The following is a 20,976-nucleotide window of genomic DNA, read 5'->3' on the forward strand; positions in this document are numbered from 1 at the left end:
GTGTCTCCTGTCAGTTGCGGGCCGCGCTGGCGGCAGTCGCGGCAGTCGCGGCGGGGGCGGCGGGGGCGGGGGCTTCGCTGGCGCCGCCCAGGTAGGCCTCGATGACCTTCGGATCGGCCTGCACGCTGGCCGGGTTGCCCTCGGCGATCTTCTGGCCGAAGTCGAGCACGGTCACGGTGTCCGAGATCGACATCACGACATCCATGTGGTGCTCGATCAGGATGATGGTGATGCCGTGGTCGCGGATCTTGCGGATGATCGCCATCAGCTCGCGGATGTCGGGCGCCGTCAGGCCGGCGGCCGGTTCGTCGAGCAGCAGCAGGCGCGGGTTCAGGCCGAGGGCGCGGCCGATTTCCAGCAGACGCTGCTTGCCGTAGGGGAGGTTGCGTGCTTCCTCGTCGGCCAGATCGGACAAGCCCACGAATTCGAGGATGGCGGCGGCACGCTTCCTCGCCGCCGCTTCCTCGCGGCGCAGGCGCGGCGTTTTCACCATGGCGTCGAACACGTTCGAGCGGAAGCTGTGGTGCAGGCCGACCAGCACGTTCTCGGTGGCGGTCATCTCGCCGAACAGCTGCACGTTCTGGAAGGTGCGCGCCACGCCGCCCAGCGCGATCTGCGAGGGAGAACGGCCGGTGATGGCATCGCCGGCGAACACCACCCTGCCTGCGGTCGGTTTATAAATGCCGGTGAGGACGTTCATCATCGTGCTCTTGCCCGAGCCGTTCGGGCCGATCAGGCCGTGCACGGCGCCGCGCTGCACGTTCAAATCGACCTGGTTCAGCGCCTTCAGGCCGCCGAACTGCATCAGGATCTGCTCGGCGCGCAGCAAATCGCCGCCGCCGCTGCCGGCCTCGATTGCCACGCCCTCGAACGGGTCGGTCTGGCGGTCGGCATCCACCGCCCGCGTATGCGCCACGCGCCGGCCCAGCAACTGGCGGAAGAAGCCGACAATCCCGTCCTGCAGGTAGTAGACGACGAACAGCGTCATCAGGCCGAAGATGGTCAGGCGCCAGTCGACCATGTTTTCGATGCGGTAGGCCCAGATCGCCAGGCCGATGGTGGCGACCAGGGGCACCAGCACCTTGCGCGCCGTGGTGCGTCCGCGCGCCAGCGCAATCGCCGAACCGGCCACGCCCAGCACGGCGGCGGCCAGCGCGATCTGGCGGAACAGCACGATGTCGGCCAGCAGGCTTGGGAGCATGACGACGATGATGGCGCCGATGATGGAGCCGGTACGGGTCTTGCGCCCGCCCATGATCACGGCCAGCAGGAACAGGATGGTCAGCTCGAAGTTGTAGGTGTTCGGCGAGACGTACTGCTCCGAGTAGGCATACAGGCTGCCGGCGAGACCGGCCAGGCCGGCGCTGATCACGAAGGCATACACCTTGTAGCGGTACACCGACACGCCCATGCAGTCCGAGGCGATCGGACTGTCGCGCAGGGCCTCGAAGGCGCGCCCGAAGTGGGACTTGAGCAGGAAGTGGACCACGGTGAGCGCCGCGACCATGAAGATCGCCACCATGTAGAAGTATTCGGTTTCGTGCAGCTCGCGTCCGAACAGGCTCGGTTTGGTCAGCGTGATGCCCATCGGCCCTTGCGTGATGAAGGACATCTCGTTGATCAGGATCTGGATGATGGTGCCGAAGGCGAGGGTCACCATCGCGAGATACGGCCCGGTGACGCGCAGGGCCGGCAGCGCCAGGATGGCGCCGAACAGCGCGGTCACCACGATACTGGCGGGCACCGCCAGGAACCACGGTGTGCCGAAGTGCATGATCAACACCGCAGTCACATACGAGCCGATGCCGAACAGGCCGGCGTGGCCGAGCGAGACTTGCCCGGTGTAGCCGACCACGATGTCCAGCCCGAACAGCAGGATCGCGTAGATCAGGATGGTTTCGACCAGGTGCACATAATACGGGTTCGTCACGAACAGCGGGAACAGCGCCAGCGCGGCGATCCCGATGACGGCGGCGAGAAGGGTTTTTTTCGTCATCGTCACACCTTCTTGATCGCGGCTTTGCCGAACAGGCCGGACGGCTTGATGGCCAGCACCAGGAGCAGGAGCAGCAGCGCCGGCACGTCCTTGTAGCCGGTCGAGATGTAGTAGCCGGCCGTGGTTTCCGAGATGCCCATGATCAGGCCGCCGACAATCGCGCCCACGCCCGAGGTCAGGCCGCCGATGATCGCTACCGCAAAGGCCTTCAGGCCGAGCGAGGCGCCCATGGTGGCGCCGGTCAGCGTCACCGGGGCCACCAGCACGCCGGCAAAGGCGGCGGTGGCCGACGACAGCGCATACGAGAAGGTGATCACGCGGCCGGTGTTAATGCCCATCAGGCCGGCGGCGTCGCGGTCGTTCGAGGTGGCGACCACGGCCTTGCCGTAGATCGATCTGCGGTTGAACAGCTCGACCGCCAGCATGATCAGGAGGGCGCCGATGATGACGGCCACCTGCATCGGCTGGACGTTGGCGCCCATCACCTGGAACGGGGTCGAGTCGAGCGGCGAGGGGAAGGGCATGTCTTCCTTGCCCCAGATGTTTTCGGCGATGTTCTTGAAGATGATGGCCAGCGCGATGGTCGACATGATCCAGCCGAATTCGGACTTCAGCTTGATCGCCGGACGCACGCCGATCCACTCGACAAAGGCGCCTTGCAAGGCGCCGAACAGGATGACGACCGGGATCATCAGCCAGTAACTCAGATAGGGGCCGCCGTGGACGCTGCCGGCCAGGCTCAGGCCGACCAGGGCGCCGAGCATCAGGGCTTCCCCCTGGCCGAAGTTCAGCGTGCCGGACGTGGCAAAGGTTAATTGGTAGCCGAATGCGATGACGGCATAGATCATGCCGAGCGCGATCCCGCTGAAGACCAGCTGCAAAAGAATTTCCATGATGTTCACCCCAGTGGCAGCGCGTGCGCCGCCGGTCGACGAAGAAGCGACTACGAATGACAGGGCGGCTACGCGCGCCCGCAGCCGGCTCCCGTTGCAGGAGCCGGCCGTGTCACGACAAGGTGCAGCTTATGTACGGCTTGTGTACAGCCTGGAACAGGCCGTGTTGCGGCCAGGTGCGACGTTCATTTCGCCGGCACTTATTTAGCCAGTACGACCCGACCGCCACGCACTTCGCCGAAACGCGTGTTCTCGAAGTTGATCGCTTCGTGGTCGTCCTTGCTGTAGGGCTTGCTGTAGGTGGTGACCACGCCTTCGACCTTTTCGTTCAGGTTTTCCAGTGCGGCTTTCACCTTCGGGCCTTCGGTACTGCCGGCCTGCTTCATGGCGGCGGCCAGCAGGTAGATCGAGTCATAGCCCTGGGCGGCCGAGACGGCCGACGGCATGCGGCCGTTCGGCGGGTTGTAGGCCTTGGTGTAGGCGTCGATGAAGGCCTTGCGGCGCGCGTTGTCGCCCTCCTGGATGAAGGTCTGCGGCATGCGCGTGCCTTCGGAGTTCTTGCCGGCGTTGTCGATGAAGTTGGCCATGGCCAGGGTCCAGCTGCCGATCATCGGCACCTTCCAGTTCAGCTTTTCCATGCCGTTGGCGATCTGGGCCAGCTCGGGGCCGATGCCGTAGGTGAGCACGACTTCGGCGCCGGCCTGCTTGGCTTTCAGCAGCTGGGGCGTCATGTCGACGTCCTTCAGGTTGTACTTCTCGACCGTGACGGCCTTGATGCCTTTCTTCTCCAGCGCCTTTTCCAGGTCTTCGCGGCCGAGCTGGCCGTAGCTGGTGGAGTCGGCCAGGATCGCGACCTTCTTGAAGCCGCGGCGGGCCACGGCTTCCTCGACGATCATCGCCGACTGGATGGTGTCGTTGGCCGAGTTACGGAACACATAGTTCTCGGGGGCGGTGGCGAACTGCTTGGTGATCACGGAGCCGGTGGCGACATTGTTCATCACCGGGATCTTGGCGTTCTGGTAGAAGCGCTGCGAGGCCAGCGCGACCGTCGTGTTGATGTAGCCGACGGTGGCGGCCACGCGTTCCTTGTTGATCAGTTCCTGGGCGATCTGCACGCCGCGTTCGGGTTTCGCTTCGTCGTCGCGCTCGACCATCTGCAACTGGCGTCCCAGCACGCCGCCCTTGGCATTGATCTCCTGCACCGCCAGCTTGACGCCGTCGCGCATCGATACGCCCATCGGCGCCGAGCCGCCGGTGAACGGCCCGGTGACGCCGATCTTGATCGGATCGGCCGCCATTGCCGACATCGAGAACCCGAGTGCTACACCTGCAACCAATGCTTTCATCTTGAAATTCATTGCTGTCTCCGTGGATTTATTAGGTGTTTCGGTACGCTGTAGCCCGGGCGGAACGACACCGCCAGAGCGCCATCGACAATGCATTGTAGGTTAGCAATTGGCCAACAGCAATCGATTGCTGTGACGCGTCGCACCATGCAAACGGAATGCTCGGACGTAAGAAATCGGTAAGGGAAGGGGCGTATTCTGCTGCGCAAAAAAAAGGCCGCACGTGTGTGCGGCCTCCCCTTTTTGGTGCATCGGTACGGCGCAAGGCAGCAGAACTGCGCGCCGCCCGAGCGGTCAACGACGGTGGAAACGCGGTCGTGGCGCGTAGTGGCGATGGCCGCCACCCCAGCTGCGTCCGAAGCTGAAGCCCAGGCCGATCGACACCGGCGGATACCAGTACGGATCCTGCACGATAACCGGCGCGCCGTACACTGGCGTACCGTAGACCGGTGCACCGTACACAGATTGCGGCGCATACACCGGTTGCGACGAATAGACGACGTTGTCCGGCGCCGGATTGACGACGACCGGCGAGCTGGTGACCACACCGGCGTCGCCGGAGCGCGCGCCCGTGCCCAGCGGTACCGGCGTCACCGACACCGTTTGCCAGCCGTTGGCGTCCGGTGCCTGGGCATAGCCGCGCGTGCCGTAGTTGGCCGGACCCGGATACTGGGTGGCGCAGCCGGTAAGTGCCGCCAGGGCGGCAGAAATGACGATGAGTTTTTTCATGGCGGTCCTCCTGATGTCGCCATGATAGTTTGTCGGCGTACATTTTGGCGCGGAATTACAGCTTGTTACAGGTGAAGGGACACCGGAAACCTCGGCGCCGTGCTGCTGGCGCCGGGCTTTCGCTGCGCGGCAGTTGCTGGCTCAGGGGTGCTCGTCAATACCGGTTCAGGAAATCCAGCGGCGGCGTGGTCGCCGCCACGAAGGGCGCCAGCGGAAAGGCATTCGCCATCGCCTGGTAACCGGCATCGTTCGGGTGCAGGTGGTCGCCGCTGTCGTACAAGGGCAGGATGTGCGCCGGATCGTTCGGGTCGCGCAGGGCCGCCTCGATGTCGGCCACGGCATCGAATTCGCCGCTGAAGCGGATCCAGCTGTTTGCCGCTCGCCGCACCGCTTCGCGCGCCGCCGTGTAGTAGACGAAGCCTTCCATCGGCGGCAAGGTGGCGCCGATCACGGTGATGCCGTGCGCATGGGCGCGCGCGATCACCTGGCGGTAGCCGGCAATCAGGTCGGCTGCGGGAATCGGGTTCGAGCCGGAGCTGTAGCTGATGTCGTTGATGCCGATCAGGACCGCCAGGTAGCGCACGCCGGCGGTGGCCAGCACGTCGCGGTCGAAACGTTCGAGCACGTCGCGGCCGGCGACCAGCGCGGTGGCGTAGTCGTTGAGCAGCAGGTTGGCGCTGATGCCGCGGTTGACCACGCCGATGCGCCCGCCGGCGCCGAGCGACGATTGCAGCCGGCGCACGAGGTAGTCGGGCCAGCGCCGGTTGACGTTGCCGGTGCTGCGCGCGCCGTCGGTGAGCGAGTCGCCGATGGCAATCAGCGTGGAGGCGGCGCCGTCGACGTCGACTTCGGTGAGGAAGGGCCAGGACGTGATCGAGCGCGACACCGGCATCGACACCGACGAGGTGTAGTCGCCTGCCGGCGACACGTAGCTGCTGGTGAGCGCCATGTCGTGGAGGGTGGTGGCCTGTACGGTGCCCGGCAAGTACAGGCTGATGGCGAGATCGGCCTGGGCCGGCACCGCCAGTTCCACCGGGTCGGACAGGGCCGGCGCCCCGGCCGGGACGGTGATGGCCGACTGGCCGCCGAAGCTGAGGGTGCGCAGGGTCGATTGCGAGACGGCCGAGCTCGACGAGCGCACGCCGATGCTGGCGGCGCCGATGCGCAGCGGGGTGCTGCCCATTTCGTTGGAGAAGCGCACGCGCACGCGGTTGCCGCCGATGCTGGTGTGGACGACCAGGCGCAGTGTCTGGCTGGTGTAGCTTTGCGTGCTGGCGCTGGGCGGCGGGCCGGCCGGGGCCGCGCCCCAGGTGGCGCTCCAGCGCTCGCCGGCGCCGGACTGGGCGCGTGCCGGCAAGGCCGGCACGGCGAGACTGGCAGCCAGCAATGGACCAGCACGCAGGAAATTGCGGCGTGCCGGGCGGGCGGCAGGCCCGCTGGGTGGGACAGGCAAATGCTCGTGCATACCTACGCTCCATGGATGAAGGCGGCCCCGGAATCGCGACACGCGGCCGGTGGCCCATGTGTCCAATCTATGCTTCCGGTGGGGGCGACTCAATAGAAACTCAGCAGGGAGTTTGCGCTGGCGCAGGGAGTTGGTGAATTGGACTTGTGGTATGGCAATTCCTTGCAGGGTGCAAAGAATTTAAAGGTAAGCAAATATGGGTTGAACCCGTGGGCACGGGGCGCCCACCCTACGCATGCTTGAGCCGGCGGCTGGGATACAGGAGGGTGGGGGTGTAGAGCCGGGGGCGCTACACCGAAGGTGCCCACGCGGTGATCGATATCGGCTTCGTTGGCGTACCAGATCATCTCGCTGCTAACGATCGACGCGTGGGCGGGGGACCCGCCTTTCGTGGCCCGGTCCACCCTACAGGATGCGGCCCCGATCAGGCCAGTACCGTGAGGATGCCGTCGAGCCCGCTGAAGTTGAGGGCGATGCCGGCCTGCGCACGCACCACCGGCTTGGCGCGGAAGGCCACCGACAGGCCGGCGATGCCCATCATGCGCAGGTCGTTGGCGCCGTCGCCCATGACGATGGCTTGCCGTGGTGCGATGCCGAGTTGCGCGCAGACGCGTTCCACAGTGCGCCGCTTTTCCTCGGCGTCGACGATGCCGCCGACCACGCGCCCGGTCAGGCGCCCGTTCTCGACTTCCAGCACGTTCGCATGCGCGTAGTCGAGTCCCAGGCGCGCCTGCAAACGCTCGGTAAAGAAGCTGAAGCCGCCCGAGACCAGCAGGGTCTTCAGGCCCGCCGCCTGCACCGCCGCCAGCATCGCTTCGCCGCCCGGCGAGATGCGCAGGCGCTCTTCGTACACGCGCGCCAGGGCCGACGCCTCCAGCCCTTCGAGCAGGGCCACGCGCCGCGTCAGGCTGGCCGCGAAATCGAGCTCGCCGCGCATGGCCGCTTCCGTGATCTCGGACACCTGGGCCTTCAGGCCCTGCATGTCCGCGATCTCGTCGATGCACTCGATGGTGATCAGCGTCGAATCCATGTCCATCGCCACCAGCCGGAAGTCGGCCAGCGTGCGGCCGGCTGCGATGAAGGTGGCGTCCACGCCGGCCGCATAGGCCGCCGCGGCCACGCGGTCGCGCACTTCAGGCGAGGCATCCACGCCCTCGAAGCGCAGCGCGTGCTCCGAGATCGCCACCGACCGCGCGGGACGCGCCAGGGCGGCTACGTCCGTCAACAAGGCCTGCGCAGCGCCAGGCCCCTGCAATACCAGATTCATCGTCACGTCGTTCAACCTATCCTTAAGCCAGCAGTTGTTTGATGGTTTGCTTCACCTGCGTCACGCGCGTGGCCAGGTCCGGCATGGCGGCGGTGATGCGCAGCTTGTCCTGGCCGGCCAGCTTGATGTGGCGGTTCTTCTGGATCAGCGTGATGATCTTGAGCGGGTCGATCGGCGGCTGTTCCATGAATTGAAGACTTGCCGCCTCGCTGTGGGCGTCGATCTTGACGATGCCCACGGTTTTCGCGGCGATGCGCAGGCGGTGGGTTTCGATCAGCGCCTTGACCTGTTCCGGCAGCTTGCCGAAGCGGTCGATCAGCTCTTCCTGCATGTCGTCGATCTTGCCCTGGCTTTCGCAATTGGCCAGGCGTTTATAAATCGACAGGCGCTCGTGCACGTCGCCGCAGAAGTCGGCCGGCAGCAGGGCCGGGCAGTGCAAATTGATCTCGGTGGTGGTCGACAGCGGCGCCGCCAGGTCCGGCTCCTTGCCCGCCTTCAGCGAACGCACGGCTTCGTTCAGCATGTCGGAGTACAGCTGGAACCCGATCTCCAGCATCTCGCCCGACTGGTTCTCGCCCAGCACTTCGCCGGCGCCGCGGATCTCCAGGTCGTGCATGGCGAGATAGAAGCCGCTGCCCAGTTCTTCCATCTGCTGGATCGCGTCCAGGCGGCGCTGCGCCTGCTTGGTCAGGCTCGAGACGTCGTTCACCAGCAAATAGGCATAGGCCTGGTGGTGCGAACGGCCGACGCGCCCGCGCAGCTGGTGCAGCTGGGCCAGGCCGAATTTATCGGCGCGGTGCATGATGATGGTGTTCGCGGTCGGCACGTCGATGCCGGTCTCGATGATGGTCGTGCACAGCAGGATGTTGAAGCGCTGGGCCACGAAGTCGCGCATCACCTTTTCCAGGTCGCGCTCGTGCATCTGGCCGTGGGCGATGCCGATGCGCGCTTCCGGCAACAGCTCCCTCAGCATCGCATGCCGGTTCTCGATGGTCTCGACTTCGTTGTGCAGGAAGTAGATCTGGCCGCCGCGTTTCAGCTCGCGCAGGCAGGCCTCGCGGATCACGGAGCCGTCTTCGCTGCGGACGAAGGTCTTGATCGCCAGGCGCTTCTGCGGCGCGGTGGCGATGATGGAAAAGTCGCGCAAACCTTCCAGCGCCATGCCCAGGGTGCGCGGGATCGGCGTCGCGGTGAGCGTCAGCACGTCGACCTCGGCGCGCAAGGCTTTCAGCGCTTCCTTCTGGCGCACGCCGAAGCGGTGTTCCTCGTCGATGATCACCAGGCCCAGGCGCGTGAACTTCACGTCCGGCGACAGCAGTTTATGGGTGCCGATCACGATGTCGAGCGTGCCGTCGGCCATGCCCTTGATCGCGTTGTTGATTTCCTTGCCGGTCCTGAAACGCGACAGCTCGGCGATTTTCACCGGCCAGTCGGCGAAGCGGTCGGCAAAGGTCTGCGCGTGCTGCTCGGCCAGCAGGGTGGTCGGCGCCAGGATCGCCACCTGCTTGCCGCCCATGACGGCGATGAAGGCGGCGCGCAAGGCGACTTCGGTCTTGCCGAAGCCGACGTCGCCGCAGACCAGGCGGTCCATCGGGCGGCCCGAGGTCATGTCCTTGATGACGTTGTGGATCGCTTCGGCCTGGTCCGGCGTTTCGTCGAAGCCGAAGCTCTGCGCGAAGTTCTCGTAGTCGATGCTCGAATACTCGAACGAGTGGCCCTGGCGTGCGGCGCGGCGCGCGTACAGATTCAGCAGCTCGGCGGCGGTGTCGCGCACCTGCTCGGCCGCTTTGCGCTTGGCCTTGTCCCACTGGCCGGAGCCGAGCGTGTGCAGCGGTGCGTCTTCGGGCGAGGTGCCGGAGTAGCGCGAAATCACGTGCAGCTGCGACACCGGCACGTACAGCTTGGTGTCCTTCGCGTATTCCAGGTGCAGGAACTCGGTCTCGCCCTCGCCCAGGTCCATCGAGATCAGGCCCATGTAGCGGCCGATGCCGTGGTTGATGTGTACCACCGGATCGTTGATCTTCAGCTCCGACAGGTCGCGCACCATGGATTCGACCTGGCTGGTCGCTTCCTGCTTCTTCTTCCCGGCGCGGCGGCCCGAACCGGCATACAGCTCGGTCTCGGTGATGAAGGCGATGCAGCCGCTGGCGTCTTCGAAGAGTTCGAAGCCGGCCTGCAGCGGCGCCACGCCCAGGGCGAGTTTCGCATCGGAGGCACGGAAGCCTTCGAAGCCTTCGACCGGCACGAGGTCCAGCTTGTACTCGTTGAAATACTGCTGCAGGGTCTCGCGGCGGCCGTTCGATTCGGCGCAGATCATCACGCGGCAATCCGTGCGGGCCAGGTAGGAACGCAAATTCGCCAGCGGGTCTTCCAGGCGGCGGTTCACCGCAATGTCCGGTACCGGCGCCGACAGTTCGGACGCGGGCGCCTGCGGGTCACGCGGGATGTTCCAGCGCCCGTGCGGCTTGGCGCAGGTGAAGAACTGCTCGGCGCCGAGGAAGAGTTCGGCCGGTTCGAGGATCGGCCGTTCGCGGTCGCTCTTCAGGAAACGGTAGCGCGATTCGGTGTCCATCCAGAAGCGTTGAATGGCCGCCTCGATGTCGCCGACCATGGCCAGTGGGCCGTCCTTCGGCAGGTAGTCGAACAGGGTCGCCGTCTCCTCGAAGAACAGCGGCAGGTAGTACTCGATGCCGGCCGAGGCGATGCCGCTGCCGATGTCCTTGTACACCGGGGAGCGCGACGGATCGCCCTCGAAACGCGCGCGCCAGCGGCCGCGGAAGGCGGTGCGGGCGGCTTCGTCCATCGGGAATTCGCGGCCCGGCAGCAGGCGCACTTCCTTCACCGGATACAGCGAGCGCTGGGTGTCGGCATCGAAGGTGCGGATGGTCTCGATCTCGTCGCCGAACAAATCCAGGCGGTAGGGCAGGGCGGAACCCATCGGGAACAAATCGATCAGGCCGCCGCGCACCGAGTATTCGCCCGGCGACATCACCTGCGACACATGGGTGTAGCCGGCCAGGGTCAGCTGCGATTTGAGCTTCGCTTCGTCCAGGTTCTCGCCCTGGCGGAAGAAGAAGGTGTAGGCGGCGAGGAAGGACGGCGGCGCCAGGCGCACCAGGGCGGTCGTGGCCGGCACCACCAGCACGTTGCAGTGGCCGTTCCCGATCTCGTGCAGCGTGGCCAGGCGCTCGGACACCAGGTCCTGGTGCGGCGAGAACGCGTCGTAGGGCAGGGTTTCCCAGTCCGGCAGCAGGTGGCAGGACAGTTTGCCGTCGGCGAACCACGCGATTTCGTCGAGCAGGCGCTGGCCGTCGCTGGCATTTGCCACGATGACGGTGAGCATCTGTTTTTGCGCCTTGAACGCGAGGCCGGCAATGGCCAGGGCGTAGGCGTCGGAGGAACCGGCGAGGGCCGGCAAGACGAAACGGTTACCCGCTTTGGGGAGATGTTTGTTGAGATCGAAAGGCATGCAGGCGGTGCTTCTCGCTGGAGAAAAATCGGGGCCGATGGGCCGCTCATTATAGACGAACGACCATCTTTTCGCCCCGCGCAACCGAGCGGCCCGACGCGGTTTACCTGCGGCGCATGTTCGAGACCACCAGCCCTGCCAGGATGAAGCCGAAACCGGCCGCGTGATAGGCCTGCGGCGCTTCGCCCAGCAGCGGCCAGGCGGCCAGGGTGGCGAACAGCGGGATCAGGTAGAGCGCCATGCTGGCGCGCGCCGGACCGGCCATGCCGACCAGGCGGTCGAAGCAGAAGTAGGCGCCCAGGCTGGGCACCACGGCGAGGAAGGCCAGCGCGATATACAGGCGGGCGTCGCCGAAGTTCGGCACCGTGCCGGTCCAGGCTTCCAGCGCCGCGAATGGCGCCAGCACCAGCGCGCCGCCGCCGATCAGGCTGGCCAGCTTGACGGTGGCCGGCATCGGCGGCAAGGGCAGGCGGCGGCCGAAGACGGTGTACAGGGCCCAGCCGCTGGCGGCGGCGATCACCCACAGGTCGCCCTGGCCGAAGCTGAGCGAGCCGAGCGCTTCGAGATGGCCCTTGGACAGCACCAGCAGCGCGCCGGCGATCGCCAGCAGCATGCCGACGGCCTGGCGCTTGGACAGCGGCGCCTTCCACACCAGGGTTTCGATCAGGGTCACCACGGCCGGGCAGGCCGCGAAGATGATGGCGATGTTCGCCGCGCTGGTATGGCGCGCGCCGATGTATTGCGGGGCGACGGCCACGCCCATGCCCAGGCCGGCCAGCAGCAGCAGGCGCGGCCAGTTGGCCAGCAGCGTCCCGCGCAGCGCCCACATGCGCGGGCCGACGGTCGGCAGCAGGATCGCGAAGGCCAGCGCCCAGCGGCCGAATGCCAGGAAGACGGGCGGAATCGCGGCGCTCTCGGCCCAGCGCGCCACCACCAGGTTGGCGGCGAACAGCGCAGGCGCGGCCAGCATCAGCGGCAGTTCGCCTGCGAAAGGATCGTTGCGGTAGCCTAGGGCGCTGCGAGAAGCTGCTTCTGACACGAATACTCCAAAATTCGATTGCTGCGCCGCCGTAAACGTGTTTGTATCGACAAGTGCAACGGCAGCAAATTGGCATGTTTAGCTGGGAGGCATCGATTTTACTGCGCCGCACAAAAAATATTCTTTCGTATGCATGGGGCATTCGTGGAATACTGCGAAGGTTCTTCTCTACTTTGGCAAAACAGTAGAAGGACTATCCCGTCACGTAATTTTTTGTAAAGGAGCCTCGGCGATGAAGGATGGCGTGCTCGACGAGATCGACCGGAAGATACTGCGCACCCTCAGCCGCGACGGCCGGATCAGCAACCAGAAGCTGGCCGAGACCGTCAATCTGTCGCCCACGCCGTGCTGGCACCGGGTTAAGGCACTGGAGGAATCGGGGCATATCGACCGCTATGTGGCGGTGCTCGACCAGCGCGCGCTGGGCGTGCCGGACACGGTGATCATCGAGGTGACGGTGGACCGGCATGATGACGAGATCTTCCAGGCGTTTTCGGACGCCCTGGCCGACCTGCCGGAAGTGATGGAGGCGTATTTGCTGTCGGGCGAATACGATTACCTGATCAAGGTGGCGGTGTCCGGCACCGAGGGCTACGAGCGCTTCCTGCGCCAGAAGCTGTACAAGCTGCCGGGGGTGAAGCACACGCGTTCGACGTTTGCGCTGCGCTGCCTGAAGCGGGCGGCCTCGGTGGCGCCGTGAAGCGTAGGGTGGGTTCTCGAACCCACCTGGTATGGCGGCCTGCTCTCGCATGGTGGGTTCGAGAACCCACCCTACGATGTCGCCGGCGCGATGCAAAGCGCACGCGTGACATCACCTCGGCATCACGCTTGCGGCTCGTGCACGTCGTCCACGCGCACCGGCTCGGCGGCGATCTTTTCGTCGGCCAGGGCTTCGTCCTCGGCATCCGCCTCCAGGCCCTCCTGGGTCGCGCCATGGCGGCGGTCGTAGGCCAGTTCGACCAGCATCGGGAAGTGGTCCGAGCCGAAGGCCGGCAGGCGCTGGATATGCGCCAGCGTGAAGTGCTTGCTGTGGAACAGGTGGTCGAGCGGCCAGCGGAAGATCGGGATGCCGGCGTGGAAGGTGTTGAACATGCCGCGGCCGATGCGCGGGTCGAGCAGGCCGCTGATCTTGCGGAACAGGCGCGTGGTGGTCGACCACGCGACGTCGTTCAGGTCCCCGGCCACCACCACCGGCGTGTCGAGGTCGGCCACGCTGCGCGCCACCACCAGCAGCTCGGCGTCGCGCTCGGTCGATTCGGCGTGTTCGGTCGGGCTGGGCGGCGCCGGGTGCAGGAAGTGCATGCGCACCTTGCGGCCCGATTCCAGCACCAGCATCGCATGCATCGACGGGATGTCGTCCTCGACCAGGAACTGGATCGCCGTGTCTTCCAGCGGCAGTTTCGAGTACACGTGCATGCCGTACAAATTGTCGAGCGGGCACTTCATGGTGTAGCGGTATTCGCCTTCGAGCGTGTCGAGGTGGCGCTGCCACCAGGCGTCGGACTCCAGGGTCACGAAGATGTCGGGCTGGTGCTTTCGGATCAGGGCCAGCAGGCCTTCGGCATTGTGGTTCGGCGCCAGCACGTTGGCGGTGAGGATGCACAGGCGCTCGTCCGGGTCGCCGGAAACCGCCGCCTTGACTTCGTTCGGGTACACCCTGGTGTACGGGATGATCCACCAGGCCTGGTAGGCCAGGCAGGCAGCGGTGACGAACACGAGGATCCCGGTTTCGAAGTCGCCCAGGTCGAGCAGGGACAGCTGGGCGACCAGCAGGGCCAGCGCCACGGCGGCGATCTGCAGGCGCGGAAAATCGAGGTCGCGCACCAGCCAGGTCGTGCGCTGCGACAGCGGCACGAGCGTGGCAAGGACCAGCAGCGCAACCAGGATGGCGATGATCGTGAATGACATGGCGGAGCGGTATTCTTCTTTTTAGCGGTAGCGCAAGTATGCCCGGCTGCGCCCGCTTTGCATGTTCGGAAACGAACATAGCCGCAGGGCGCATGCTGCGCCTCAGGCGCCGGTCGCGAGCGCTTCGCTTTCCGCCGCGGCCGGGCGCCGGTTGGCGATCCCGAAGGGCACGTGCACCATCGGAATCGTGCCGCCCGGCGCGGCGCGCAGGTGCGCCATCTGGTCGTCGAAGAAGATGTGCGGCTTGAACACGCCGAGGACGCGCGACTTGTCCATCCCGCCCAGGAAAAAGGTCTCGTCGGCCGACACGCCCCAGCTCTTGAGCGTGGTGACCACCCGTTCGTGCGAAGGTGCGTTGCGCGCGGTGATGATGGCGATGCGCATGATGCGGCGGTAGGCCGGATCGTCGCGCGCCGCCTCGTCTTCCAGCCGCTGCAGCACCGCCAGCTGGCGAAACAGCGGCGCCAGCGGCCCGGCGCTGTGCGGGCGCGCCACGTGCAGGGTTTCGTGGGCGTGGAATTCGTCCAGGCCGTTGCGCTTGAAGACGGTCTCGGATTCGTCGTCGGCCAGCACGCCGTCGAAGTCGAAGGCGGCGCGCAGTTCGAGGTCGCCGTCGTCGTCGGCGATCTGCGAGGGCAGCACCAGCCCGGCCGGGTAGTCGACCGCGATCGCGCTTTGCACGTCTTCCTCGTTCGCGCTGAGGAACAGCGAGGCATTGAAGGCCGGCAGATACGGATACGGCGACTTGCCGTTCATGAAGGCGGCGCGCGAGATGTCCAGGCCATAGTGGGCGATCGAGCGCATCACGCGCAGCCCGGTTTCCGGCGAGTTCCGCGAAAACAGCACCACCTCGACCGGCGACTGCTGCGGAAAGCACTTGTTGATGTTCAGGAAGCGGCGGATGAAGGGAAAGGCGACGCCCTTGCCGAGGATGGTGTCGCGGTGCTGTTCCTGGTAGGCGCGGTATTCGTCGGCGCCGCGGTCGAGGTAGACCTGGTGCGACTCGGACAGGTCGAACAGGGCGCTGGAGGCCACGCCTATGACGAGTTTTTGTTCTATCGGGAAGGGCATTCAGTCGTCCTCGGTTCCGGGTTGATCGGCCAGGCGATCATAACAGGGCCGCAGGCGGGTGCCGACAATCGCGGCCACGGCCGGGTCGTCGGGCGCCATCGCGCCGGCATCGACCAGCAGGCGCAGCTTGGCCAGGCGGTCGCCGGTGGCCAGCACCTGGGCCAGCGGCGTGGCGTCCGCGCGGCTGCCTTCGAGGATGGCGCCGGCCACGGTCTCCGGGAATTCCCAGTGCAGCGCAATGCCGTGGGCCATGCGCCGGGCGTATTCGAACAGGGCGGCGACGAAGGACCCGGACGCGGGCAGGACCGCGTCGTGGCAGACCTGGTCGATCAGGCGGAAGGCGACGATCAGGCCGACGTTCTGCACCAGCCCGGCGAGGAAGGCCTCGAAGGGATCGGCGCCGGTGGTGGGCGCCAGGGTGCTGGCGGCCAGCGCGCACTTTTCCGACTGGCGCCAGATCGGGGGCGCCACCTGTTTCGCGAAGCGCCCCGGCTGCATGCTCAGCACCGGCCGGAAGGCCACGCGCGCCAGCAGCATGCGCAGCCCGTTGCGGCCAAGGAGGATCAGGGCGCCGTCGATGGTGCGCACCGGCGTCGGCGGCCGGTACCAGGAACTGTTCGCCTCGCGGATGACCTCGCCCACCAGCACCACGTCCTGCGCCACCAGGCGCGCGATGTCGGCGCCGGAGACGTCCTCGTCGCGCAGGCTGCGCAGCAAATCGGGGATGACGGCGGGCACGCGCGGCACCAGCTCGGCGGCGACGGCCGGGGAGCGCGCCAGGCGCGCCAGCTCGGCCAGGATCAGCGCTTCGGTGGCGGGCGCGGCCTCATGCGCGATGTTGCCGGCCAGCCAGCAGTAGAAGCGGCGGTCGACTTCGGGCCCGGGGTCGGACAGGGCGGGCTCGGACTGCGCGGCCGGGGTGGCTTCAGGGGTGGCAGCAGGGGCGGATGCAGGCGTGGCAGCCTGGTCGGCCGGGCTTCCTGCTCGCCGTGGCGCGACGCCGAACAGGCGCGCGATCCAGTTTTTCATGATGGGAGTGTGTCGGCCGGAAGGAGCCGGATTTTACCAAGCCGGAGCGCATGGCGCGTTCCGGCTGGTGCAGGCGTGCGGCATGCTGGCGCGCAGGCCGTGGTGCGGGGACTCAGCGGCCGTTGTTCGGATTCGTGGTGCTGGAGTTGCTGGTGGTTCCGGTGGAGCCGCTGATGCCGATATTCCCGTTGGGTTTCGGCGCCGGGTTCTCGGGCGACTCGGTCATGGGCGTGCTGCTGCCCGCACCGCTGGTCATGCTGCCGGACGTGCTCGAACCTGTCGACGAATTGGTGGTGCCAGTGGAGCTGCAGGCGGCCAGGCCCAGGCTCATCAGGCCGGCCAGGACGACGCTCGTGTAGGTGCGCTTCATGGTTGTTCTCCGTTGGTAATCGAGGATTCCATCATGCGAGCGTCCCCATCCGTTTGCTATAGGATGGAAACGAGAGCCCTTGTAGGACATGCCGGACGATCAATCGGTTCGCCGGATGCCGGCCAGGCCGGGAAAGGGAAAGAAAAAAACGGGGCGGCGTCCCGTCCCTGCAGCCGTGGCTGCTCAGGACGGGACGCCGCTGGTCATGCTGGCGTGTTTGCCGAAGCCGAAGCCGAAGCCGAAGCGGGGCGATCAGCGGCCGTTGTTGCCGGTGCTTTGCGAGTTGCCGGCGCTGCCGCTGGTGCTGGTGCCCTGGACGGCGGTTTCGCGGGTGGTGCCTTGGGTGCCGATGGTGCCGGTGGTGCCGACCGAGCCCATGGTGCCGGTGGCGGTGCCGACCGAGCCGGTGGCCGGGGCAACATTGCCGCTCTTCGCGCCGGCGCCGCTGCCATAGTAGCCGCCGGTACCGGTGGTGCCGCTGTCGTCGGTGCGGTTGGCGTTGACGTCGCTGCCGCTGCTGGTCGAACCCGACATGCTTGCGCCGCTGGTGGCGCTGGCGCTGCCGTTCATCGAGTCGGTGCCGGTCGAGCTGCAGGCTGCCAGGCCGAGGGCCATCAGGCCCGCGAGCGTCGTGCTCATGATGGTGCGCTTCATGGTAATCCTCCTTGTTTGATTGACAGGACGATGATGCGAGCGATCTCGTCGGTACACCATAGGAACACGTCGGCCATTCGTGTAGGAGCAGCCGGACACATGCTTACCTTACAGACAGCCTGGCCGCCGTGCAGCGGCAGGCTACTCAGGCGGTCCGTTCCCGCAGCCAGGCCACCAGCGCATCGGTGGGCAGCGGCCGGCTGTAGAAGTAACCTTGCCCCTTGGCGCAATGCTGGGCGCGCACGGCCAGCGCTTGCGCCTCGGTCTCGATGCCTTCGGCCACGGTGTTCATGCCCAGACTGCTGGCTACCTTGACGGTGGCCTCGATCAGCACCTGGTGGTGGTGGCTGGTGTCGGCCTTGCAGACGAAGGAGCGGTCGATCTTCACGGTGTCGACCGGCAGCAGGTGCAGGCTCGACAGCGACGAATAACCGGTGCCGAAGTCGTCCAGCGCCAGCTTGATGCCGAGCGCCTTCAGCTCGTGCAGGCGCAGCTGGGTCTGCTCATCCTGGGCGGCCAGGCTTTCCGTCACCTCCAGCTGCAGGCTGGACGCTGCCATGCCCGTTTGCGCCAGGATGGCCGACACCTTCGCGGTCCAGTCGGGCTGGGCCAGCTGGGCGCGCGACAGGTTCACCGCGATCAGGCGCGGCGCGTTGGCCCCCAGTTCGGCCTGCCAGCGCATGAAGTCGGTGCAGGCGCGCAGCAGCACGAAGTCGCCGATCTGGTCGATCAGGCCGCATTCCTCGGCCACGCCGATGAAGTCGAAGGGCGGCACCAGGCCGCGCACCGGATGCTGCCAGCGCACCAGGGCCTCGACCCCGGCCGCGTGATCGGTGCTGCCGTCCGGATTCAAACCGACCACCGGCTGGTAGACCACGAACAGCTGGTCCTCCGCCAGCGCGGTGCGCAGCTGGGCCTCGATGTCGGCGCGCCGGGCGGCGCGTTCGCGCATCGCTGCTTCGAACACGACATGGCGTGCGCCGCCGCCGCGCTTGGCTTCGACCATGGCGATGCTGGCGTCGCGCATCACGGCGTCGGCGTCGGCTGCGCCGTCAGCGCCAGCGCCCCAGAACACGCCGACGCTGGCGCGGCAGGCCACTTCGCGCCCGGCCACCATGTGCGGGCGCGACAGCAGGTCGACCAGGCGCAGCGCGGCGCGCTCGGCTTCGTCAAGGTGGCGCAGGCCGTCGAGCAGCACCACGAATTCGTCGCCGCCGACGCGCGCCACCAGGTGGCTGCTGCCGGCGGCGGCGTCGATGCGGCGCGCGCCGGGCAGCATGCCCCAGCCGCGCTCGGCCATCGCCGCCAGCAGTTCGTCGGCCAGCGTCACCAGCAGCTGGTCGCCAAGGGCCTGGCCGAGGGTGTCGTTGATCTGGCGGAAGCGGTCGAAGTTCAGGAACAGCAGGGCGAACACCGTCCCATTCTCGGGCCGCTTGAGTACCGTCTCCAGCTGCTCGCGCACCGCGGCGCGGTTCGGCAGGCGCGTGAGGGCGTCGGTGCGCGCCGCGCTGCGCAGGCGCCGGCGCAGCGTTTCCTGCTCGCGCTGCATCTCCAGCGTGGCGTCGGTGCTCACCGCCATCAGGCGCTGCGGGTCGAGTTTCATCAGGCTGATCGACAGCACCTGGGGCGCGCCCGGCGCCGTGTGGGCCTGGTCGAGCGGCACGCGCAGCGCCTCGCAGACCACGCCCGAGGGCTCGCCGAAGCTGTCGGCCAGCCCTTTCACCTGCGGCGCCACGGCATCGAGCACCGCGAACAGGTTGTCCAGGCCGGCGTCGGTGGCCAGCGGCATCAGGAGGCTCGACGCCATCGGGTTGAGCATGTCGACCGCGCCGGCGAGGTCGGTCTGCACCAGGCCGATCGGCGCGCGGTAGAGGAACTGGACCAGCGCCTCGTAGGCGTCGATGTTTTCAACCTGCATTGCGGCTTCGCTTTGGAATGTCTTCATTGTCGTGTAAATGAGAAGTCCAGGCGGCGACGCAATTGCGCCCGCGGCCCTTGGCGAGGTACAGCGCCTGGTCGGCGCGCTTGATCAACCCGTCGATCCCTTCCTGGCCGGGCTGCCCCGGCACGCCCTCCAGCACGGCGACGCCGGCGCTGACAGTGTAGGCGATCTCGCCCATGTCGGTCGCCACCAGGCGCGTGGCCACCAGGGCGCGCAGGCGTTCGGCGCCGTTCAGCGCTTCCTGTTCGCCGGTGGAGGGCAGCAGCACGGCGAATTCCTCGCCGCCCAGGCGCGCCACGGTGTCGACGATGCGGAAGGTGTCGCGCAGGGTATCGGCCAGGTCGCACAGCACGCGGTCGCCGGCCGGGTGGCCGTAGCGGTCGTTGATGTTCTTGAACAGGTCGGCGTCGAACAGGATCAGGGCCAGCGGACGCGGGGTGTGGGCGGCGCGGTCGAGTTCCAGCTCGGCGGCTTCGAAGAAGGCGCGCCGGTTCGCCAGGCCGGTGAGGTGGTCGCAAAATGCGGCCTGGCGCCGCTTCTCGCTGGCGGCGCGCTTGTCGCTGATGTCGCGCAGGATCAGGGCGTAGGCGGGCGCCTGCGGGTCGTCCAGCCCGAAGGCTTCGCGGTCAGGCAGGGGCGCGATCAGCGCGCTGCCCCAGAACTGGCTGCCGTCGGCGCGCAGGCGCAAGCCTTCGTCCAGGCTCCAGCCGTTGCGGTCGGATTCGCGCAGGCGGTCGAGCAGGTGCTCGGGCGTCATCGCGCCGGGCGGATAGAACACGGAATACGGCGAGCCGACCACGTGCTCGCCGAAGGCGGTGACGCGCGCGATGCTCTCGTTCCACTCGACGATGCGCCCGTCGCGGTCGATCGACACCAGCGCATAGTCGCTGATGCGGGTCAGGATCGCGTTCAGCCAGGCGTCGCTCTGGCGCAGCTGGCGCTCGCGGCGCACCTCGGCGGTGACGTCCTGGATCACGGCCATGATGCGCGCCCCGTCGAGCTTCAGCAGCGTGAGCGAGAGGATCTGCGGCGCGCGCCTGGCGTGCTCGCCGGCGCGCAAGTGGATGTGCAGGCCCTCGAACACCATGCCCTGTTCGCGCGGATACTGCGCGCACTGCAGGCGCAAGTCCGGCGCCACGCCTTCCAGCGCGCCGAACAGATTGGTCAGGCAGCCGTCGGGCGAGAGCGGCATCAGGAGCTGGGCCGAGATCGGGTTGATCATCGCGATCTCGCCGTCGAGATCGGCCTGCACCAGTCCTACCGGCGCCAGGTACAGGAACTGGATCAGGGCCTCGTGCTCGGCGCGCAAGGACTCCGGGCTGTCGTCCGGCAGCATCAGCGGCGCTGGACCAGTACGTAGCGGTGGGCGCCGCCGGCGCTGGCCAGCAGGCGCAGCTTGACCTTGATCGGCCGCATGCGCAGGGTCAGCACATAGTCGATGGTGTCGTCGAGTTCGCTGCCTTCGTCGACGGCGTCCTCGAAGCGCTGGGCCACCATGAAATTGTTCAGGCAAGGCGCCACGTTCGTGAACAGCGGCTCGCCCAGCACGCGCTGCGGCGACAGGCCGGCCGCCTGCGATTCGACCGCGTTGTAGCGCTGGACGATGGTCTCGGCGTCGAAACCGATCACGCCGAATTCGAGGGCGTCGAGCTGTTCCTGGCTGCTGGCGTCGAGCAGGTCGGCGAGACCGCGCGTATCGAAAGTGGGGGTGGCGGTGGTCATGGTCGGTCGGCTCCGGTAGGTGACAGCAGGGATTGTCAAAATTGGCTATGGGAAACGGATGTTGGCAGCGTTCAGC

Annotated in this window: 17 protein-coding genes; 1 reads left to right on the forward strand and 16 read right to left on the reverse strand. The window is 66.9% G+C overall.

Annotated elements, in window-relative coordinates; genetic code table 11:
• Nucleotides 1-10: 10 nt before the first annotated feature.
• The 8 genes from QPK31_RS22080 to QPK31_RS22115 all read right to left on the reverse strand — a co-directional run bounded on the left by QPK31_RS22080 (nucleotide 11) and on the right by QPK31_RS22115 (nucleotide 12,204).
• Entirely contained in the window at nucleotides 11-1,996 is a 1,986-nt protein-coding gene (locus tag QPK31_RS22080) for an ATP-binding cassette domain-containing protein (RefSeq protein WP_290425040.1), read from the reverse strand.
• Between the two features lie 2 nt (nucleotides 1,997-1,998).
• Nucleotides 1,999-2,889, reverse strand: a complete 891-nt coding sequence (locus QPK31_RS22085; protein WP_290425041.1) for a branched-chain amino acid ABC transporter permease — start codon at nucleotides 2,887-2,889, stop codon at nucleotides 1,999-2,001.
• Nucleotides 2,890-3,089: 200 nt separating this feature from the next.
• Nucleotides 3,090-4,247: an ABC transporter substrate-binding protein gene (locus tag QPK31_RS22090; protein WP_290425042.1), complete on the reverse strand. Its 1,158-nt coding sequence runs from the start codon at nucleotides 4,245-4,247 to the stop codon at nucleotides 3,090-3,092.
• A 282-nt stretch (nucleotides 4,248-4,529) separates the two neighbouring features.
• Nucleotides 4,530-4,964, reverse strand: coding sequence for a hypothetical protein (locus QPK31_RS22095; protein WP_290425043.1), 435 nt, complete (start codon nucleotides 4,962-4,964; stop codon nucleotides 4,530-4,532).
• A 154-nt stretch (nucleotides 4,965-5,118) separates the two neighbouring features.
• Nucleotides 5,119-6,429 carry an SGNH/GDSL hydrolase family protein gene (locus QPK31_RS22100; RefSeq protein WP_290425044.1) on the reverse strand — a complete coding sequence of 437 codons (1,311 nt, stop codon included), beginning with the start codon at nucleotides 6,427-6,429 and terminating at the stop codon, nucleotides 5,119-5,121.
• 424 nt (nucleotides 6,430-6,853) lie between these two features.
• Complete coding sequence (gene serB, locus QPK31_RS22105) at nucleotides 6,854-7,696, reverse strand: phosphoserine phosphatase SerB (protein ID WP_290425045.1); 843 nt, start codon at nucleotides 7,694-7,696, stop codon at nucleotides 6,854-6,856.
• A 22-nt stretch (nucleotides 7,697-7,718) separates the two neighbouring features.
• Complete coding sequence (gene mfd, locus QPK31_RS22110) at nucleotides 7,719-11,165, reverse strand: transcription-repair coupling factor (protein WP_290425046.1); 3,447 nt, start codon at nucleotides 11,163-11,165, stop codon at nucleotides 7,719-7,721.
• 103 nt (nucleotides 11,166-11,268) lie between these two features.
• Nucleotides 11,269-12,204 carry a DMT family transporter gene (locus QPK31_RS22115; RefSeq protein WP_290425047.1) on the reverse strand — a complete coding sequence of 312 codons (936 nt, stop codon included), beginning with the start codon at nucleotides 12,202-12,204 and terminating at the stop codon, nucleotides 11,269-11,271.
• Nucleotides 12,205-12,436: 232 nt separating this feature from the next.
• Here QPK31_RS22115 and QPK31_RS22120 point away from each other — a divergent pair, with 232 nt between their 5' ends.
• Nucleotides 12,437-12,904, forward strand: coding sequence for an Lrp/AsnC family transcriptional regulator (locus QPK31_RS22120; RefSeq protein ID WP_290425048.1), 468 nt, complete (start codon nucleotides 12,437-12,439; stop codon nucleotides 12,902-12,904).
• A gap of 122 nt (nucleotides 12,905-13,026) precedes the next feature.
• On the opposite strand, the gene QPK31_RS22125 is transcribed toward QPK31_RS22120, so the two are convergent.
• From QPK31_RS22125 to QPK31_RS22160, 8 genes are all read right to left on the reverse strand, one after another.
• Nucleotides 13,027-14,112 carry an endonuclease/exonuclease/phosphatase family protein gene (locus QPK31_RS22125; RefSeq protein WP_290425049.1) on the reverse strand — a complete coding sequence of 362 codons (1,086 nt, stop codon included), beginning with the start codon at nucleotides 14,110-14,112 and terminating at the stop codon, nucleotides 13,027-13,029.
• A 102-nt stretch (nucleotides 14,113-14,214) separates the two neighbouring features.
• Complete coding sequence (locus tag QPK31_RS22130) at nucleotides 14,215-15,183, reverse strand: 5'-nucleotidase (protein ID WP_290425050.1); 969 nt, start codon at nucleotides 15,181-15,183, stop codon at nucleotides 14,215-14,217.
• Entirely contained in the window at nucleotides 15,184-16,212 is a 1,029-nt protein-coding gene (locus QPK31_RS22135) for an HDOD domain-containing protein (protein WP_290425051.1), read from the reverse strand.
• A gap of 112 nt (nucleotides 16,213-16,324) precedes the next feature.
• Entirely contained in the window at nucleotides 16,325-16,582 is a 258-nt protein-coding gene (locus QPK31_RS22140) for a hypothetical protein (RefSeq protein ID WP_290425052.1), read from the reverse strand.
• Nucleotides 16,583-16,834: 252 nt separating this feature from the next.
• Complete coding sequence (locus QPK31_RS22145; protein ID WP_290425053.1) at nucleotides 16,835-17,236, reverse strand: hypothetical protein; 402 nt, start codon at nucleotides 17,234-17,236, stop codon at nucleotides 16,835-16,837.
• A gap of 145 nt (nucleotides 17,237-17,381) precedes the next feature.
• On the reverse strand, nucleotides 17,382-19,181 hold the full coding sequence (locus QPK31_RS22150) for a bifunctional diguanylate cyclase/phosphodiesterase (protein ID WP_290425054.1): 1,800 nt from the start codon (nucleotides 19,179-19,181) through the stop codon (nucleotides 17,382-17,384).
• Nucleotides 19,144-20,514: a sensor domain-containing diguanylate cyclase gene (locus tag QPK31_RS22155; RefSeq protein WP_290425055.1), complete on the reverse strand. Its 1,371-nt coding sequence runs from the start codon at nucleotides 20,512-20,514 to the stop codon at nucleotides 19,144-19,146. Before QPK31_RS22155 ends, QPK31_RS22150 begins: the two co-directional genes overlap by 38 nt.
• Nucleotides 20,514-20,900, reverse strand: coding sequence for a phosphonate transporter (locus tag QPK31_RS22160; RefSeq protein ID WP_290425056.1), 387 nt, complete (start codon nucleotides 20,898-20,900; stop codon nucleotides 20,514-20,516). Before QPK31_RS22160 ends, QPK31_RS22155 begins: the two co-directional genes overlap by 1 nt.
• Between the last annotated feature and the right edge of the window lie 76 nt (nucleotides 20,901-20,976).

The organism is Massilia sp. YIM B02769 (assembly GCF_030411995.1).
Classification (GTDB): domain Bacteria; phylum Pseudomonadota; class Gammaproteobacteria; order Burkholderiales; family Burkholderiaceae_D; genus Telluria.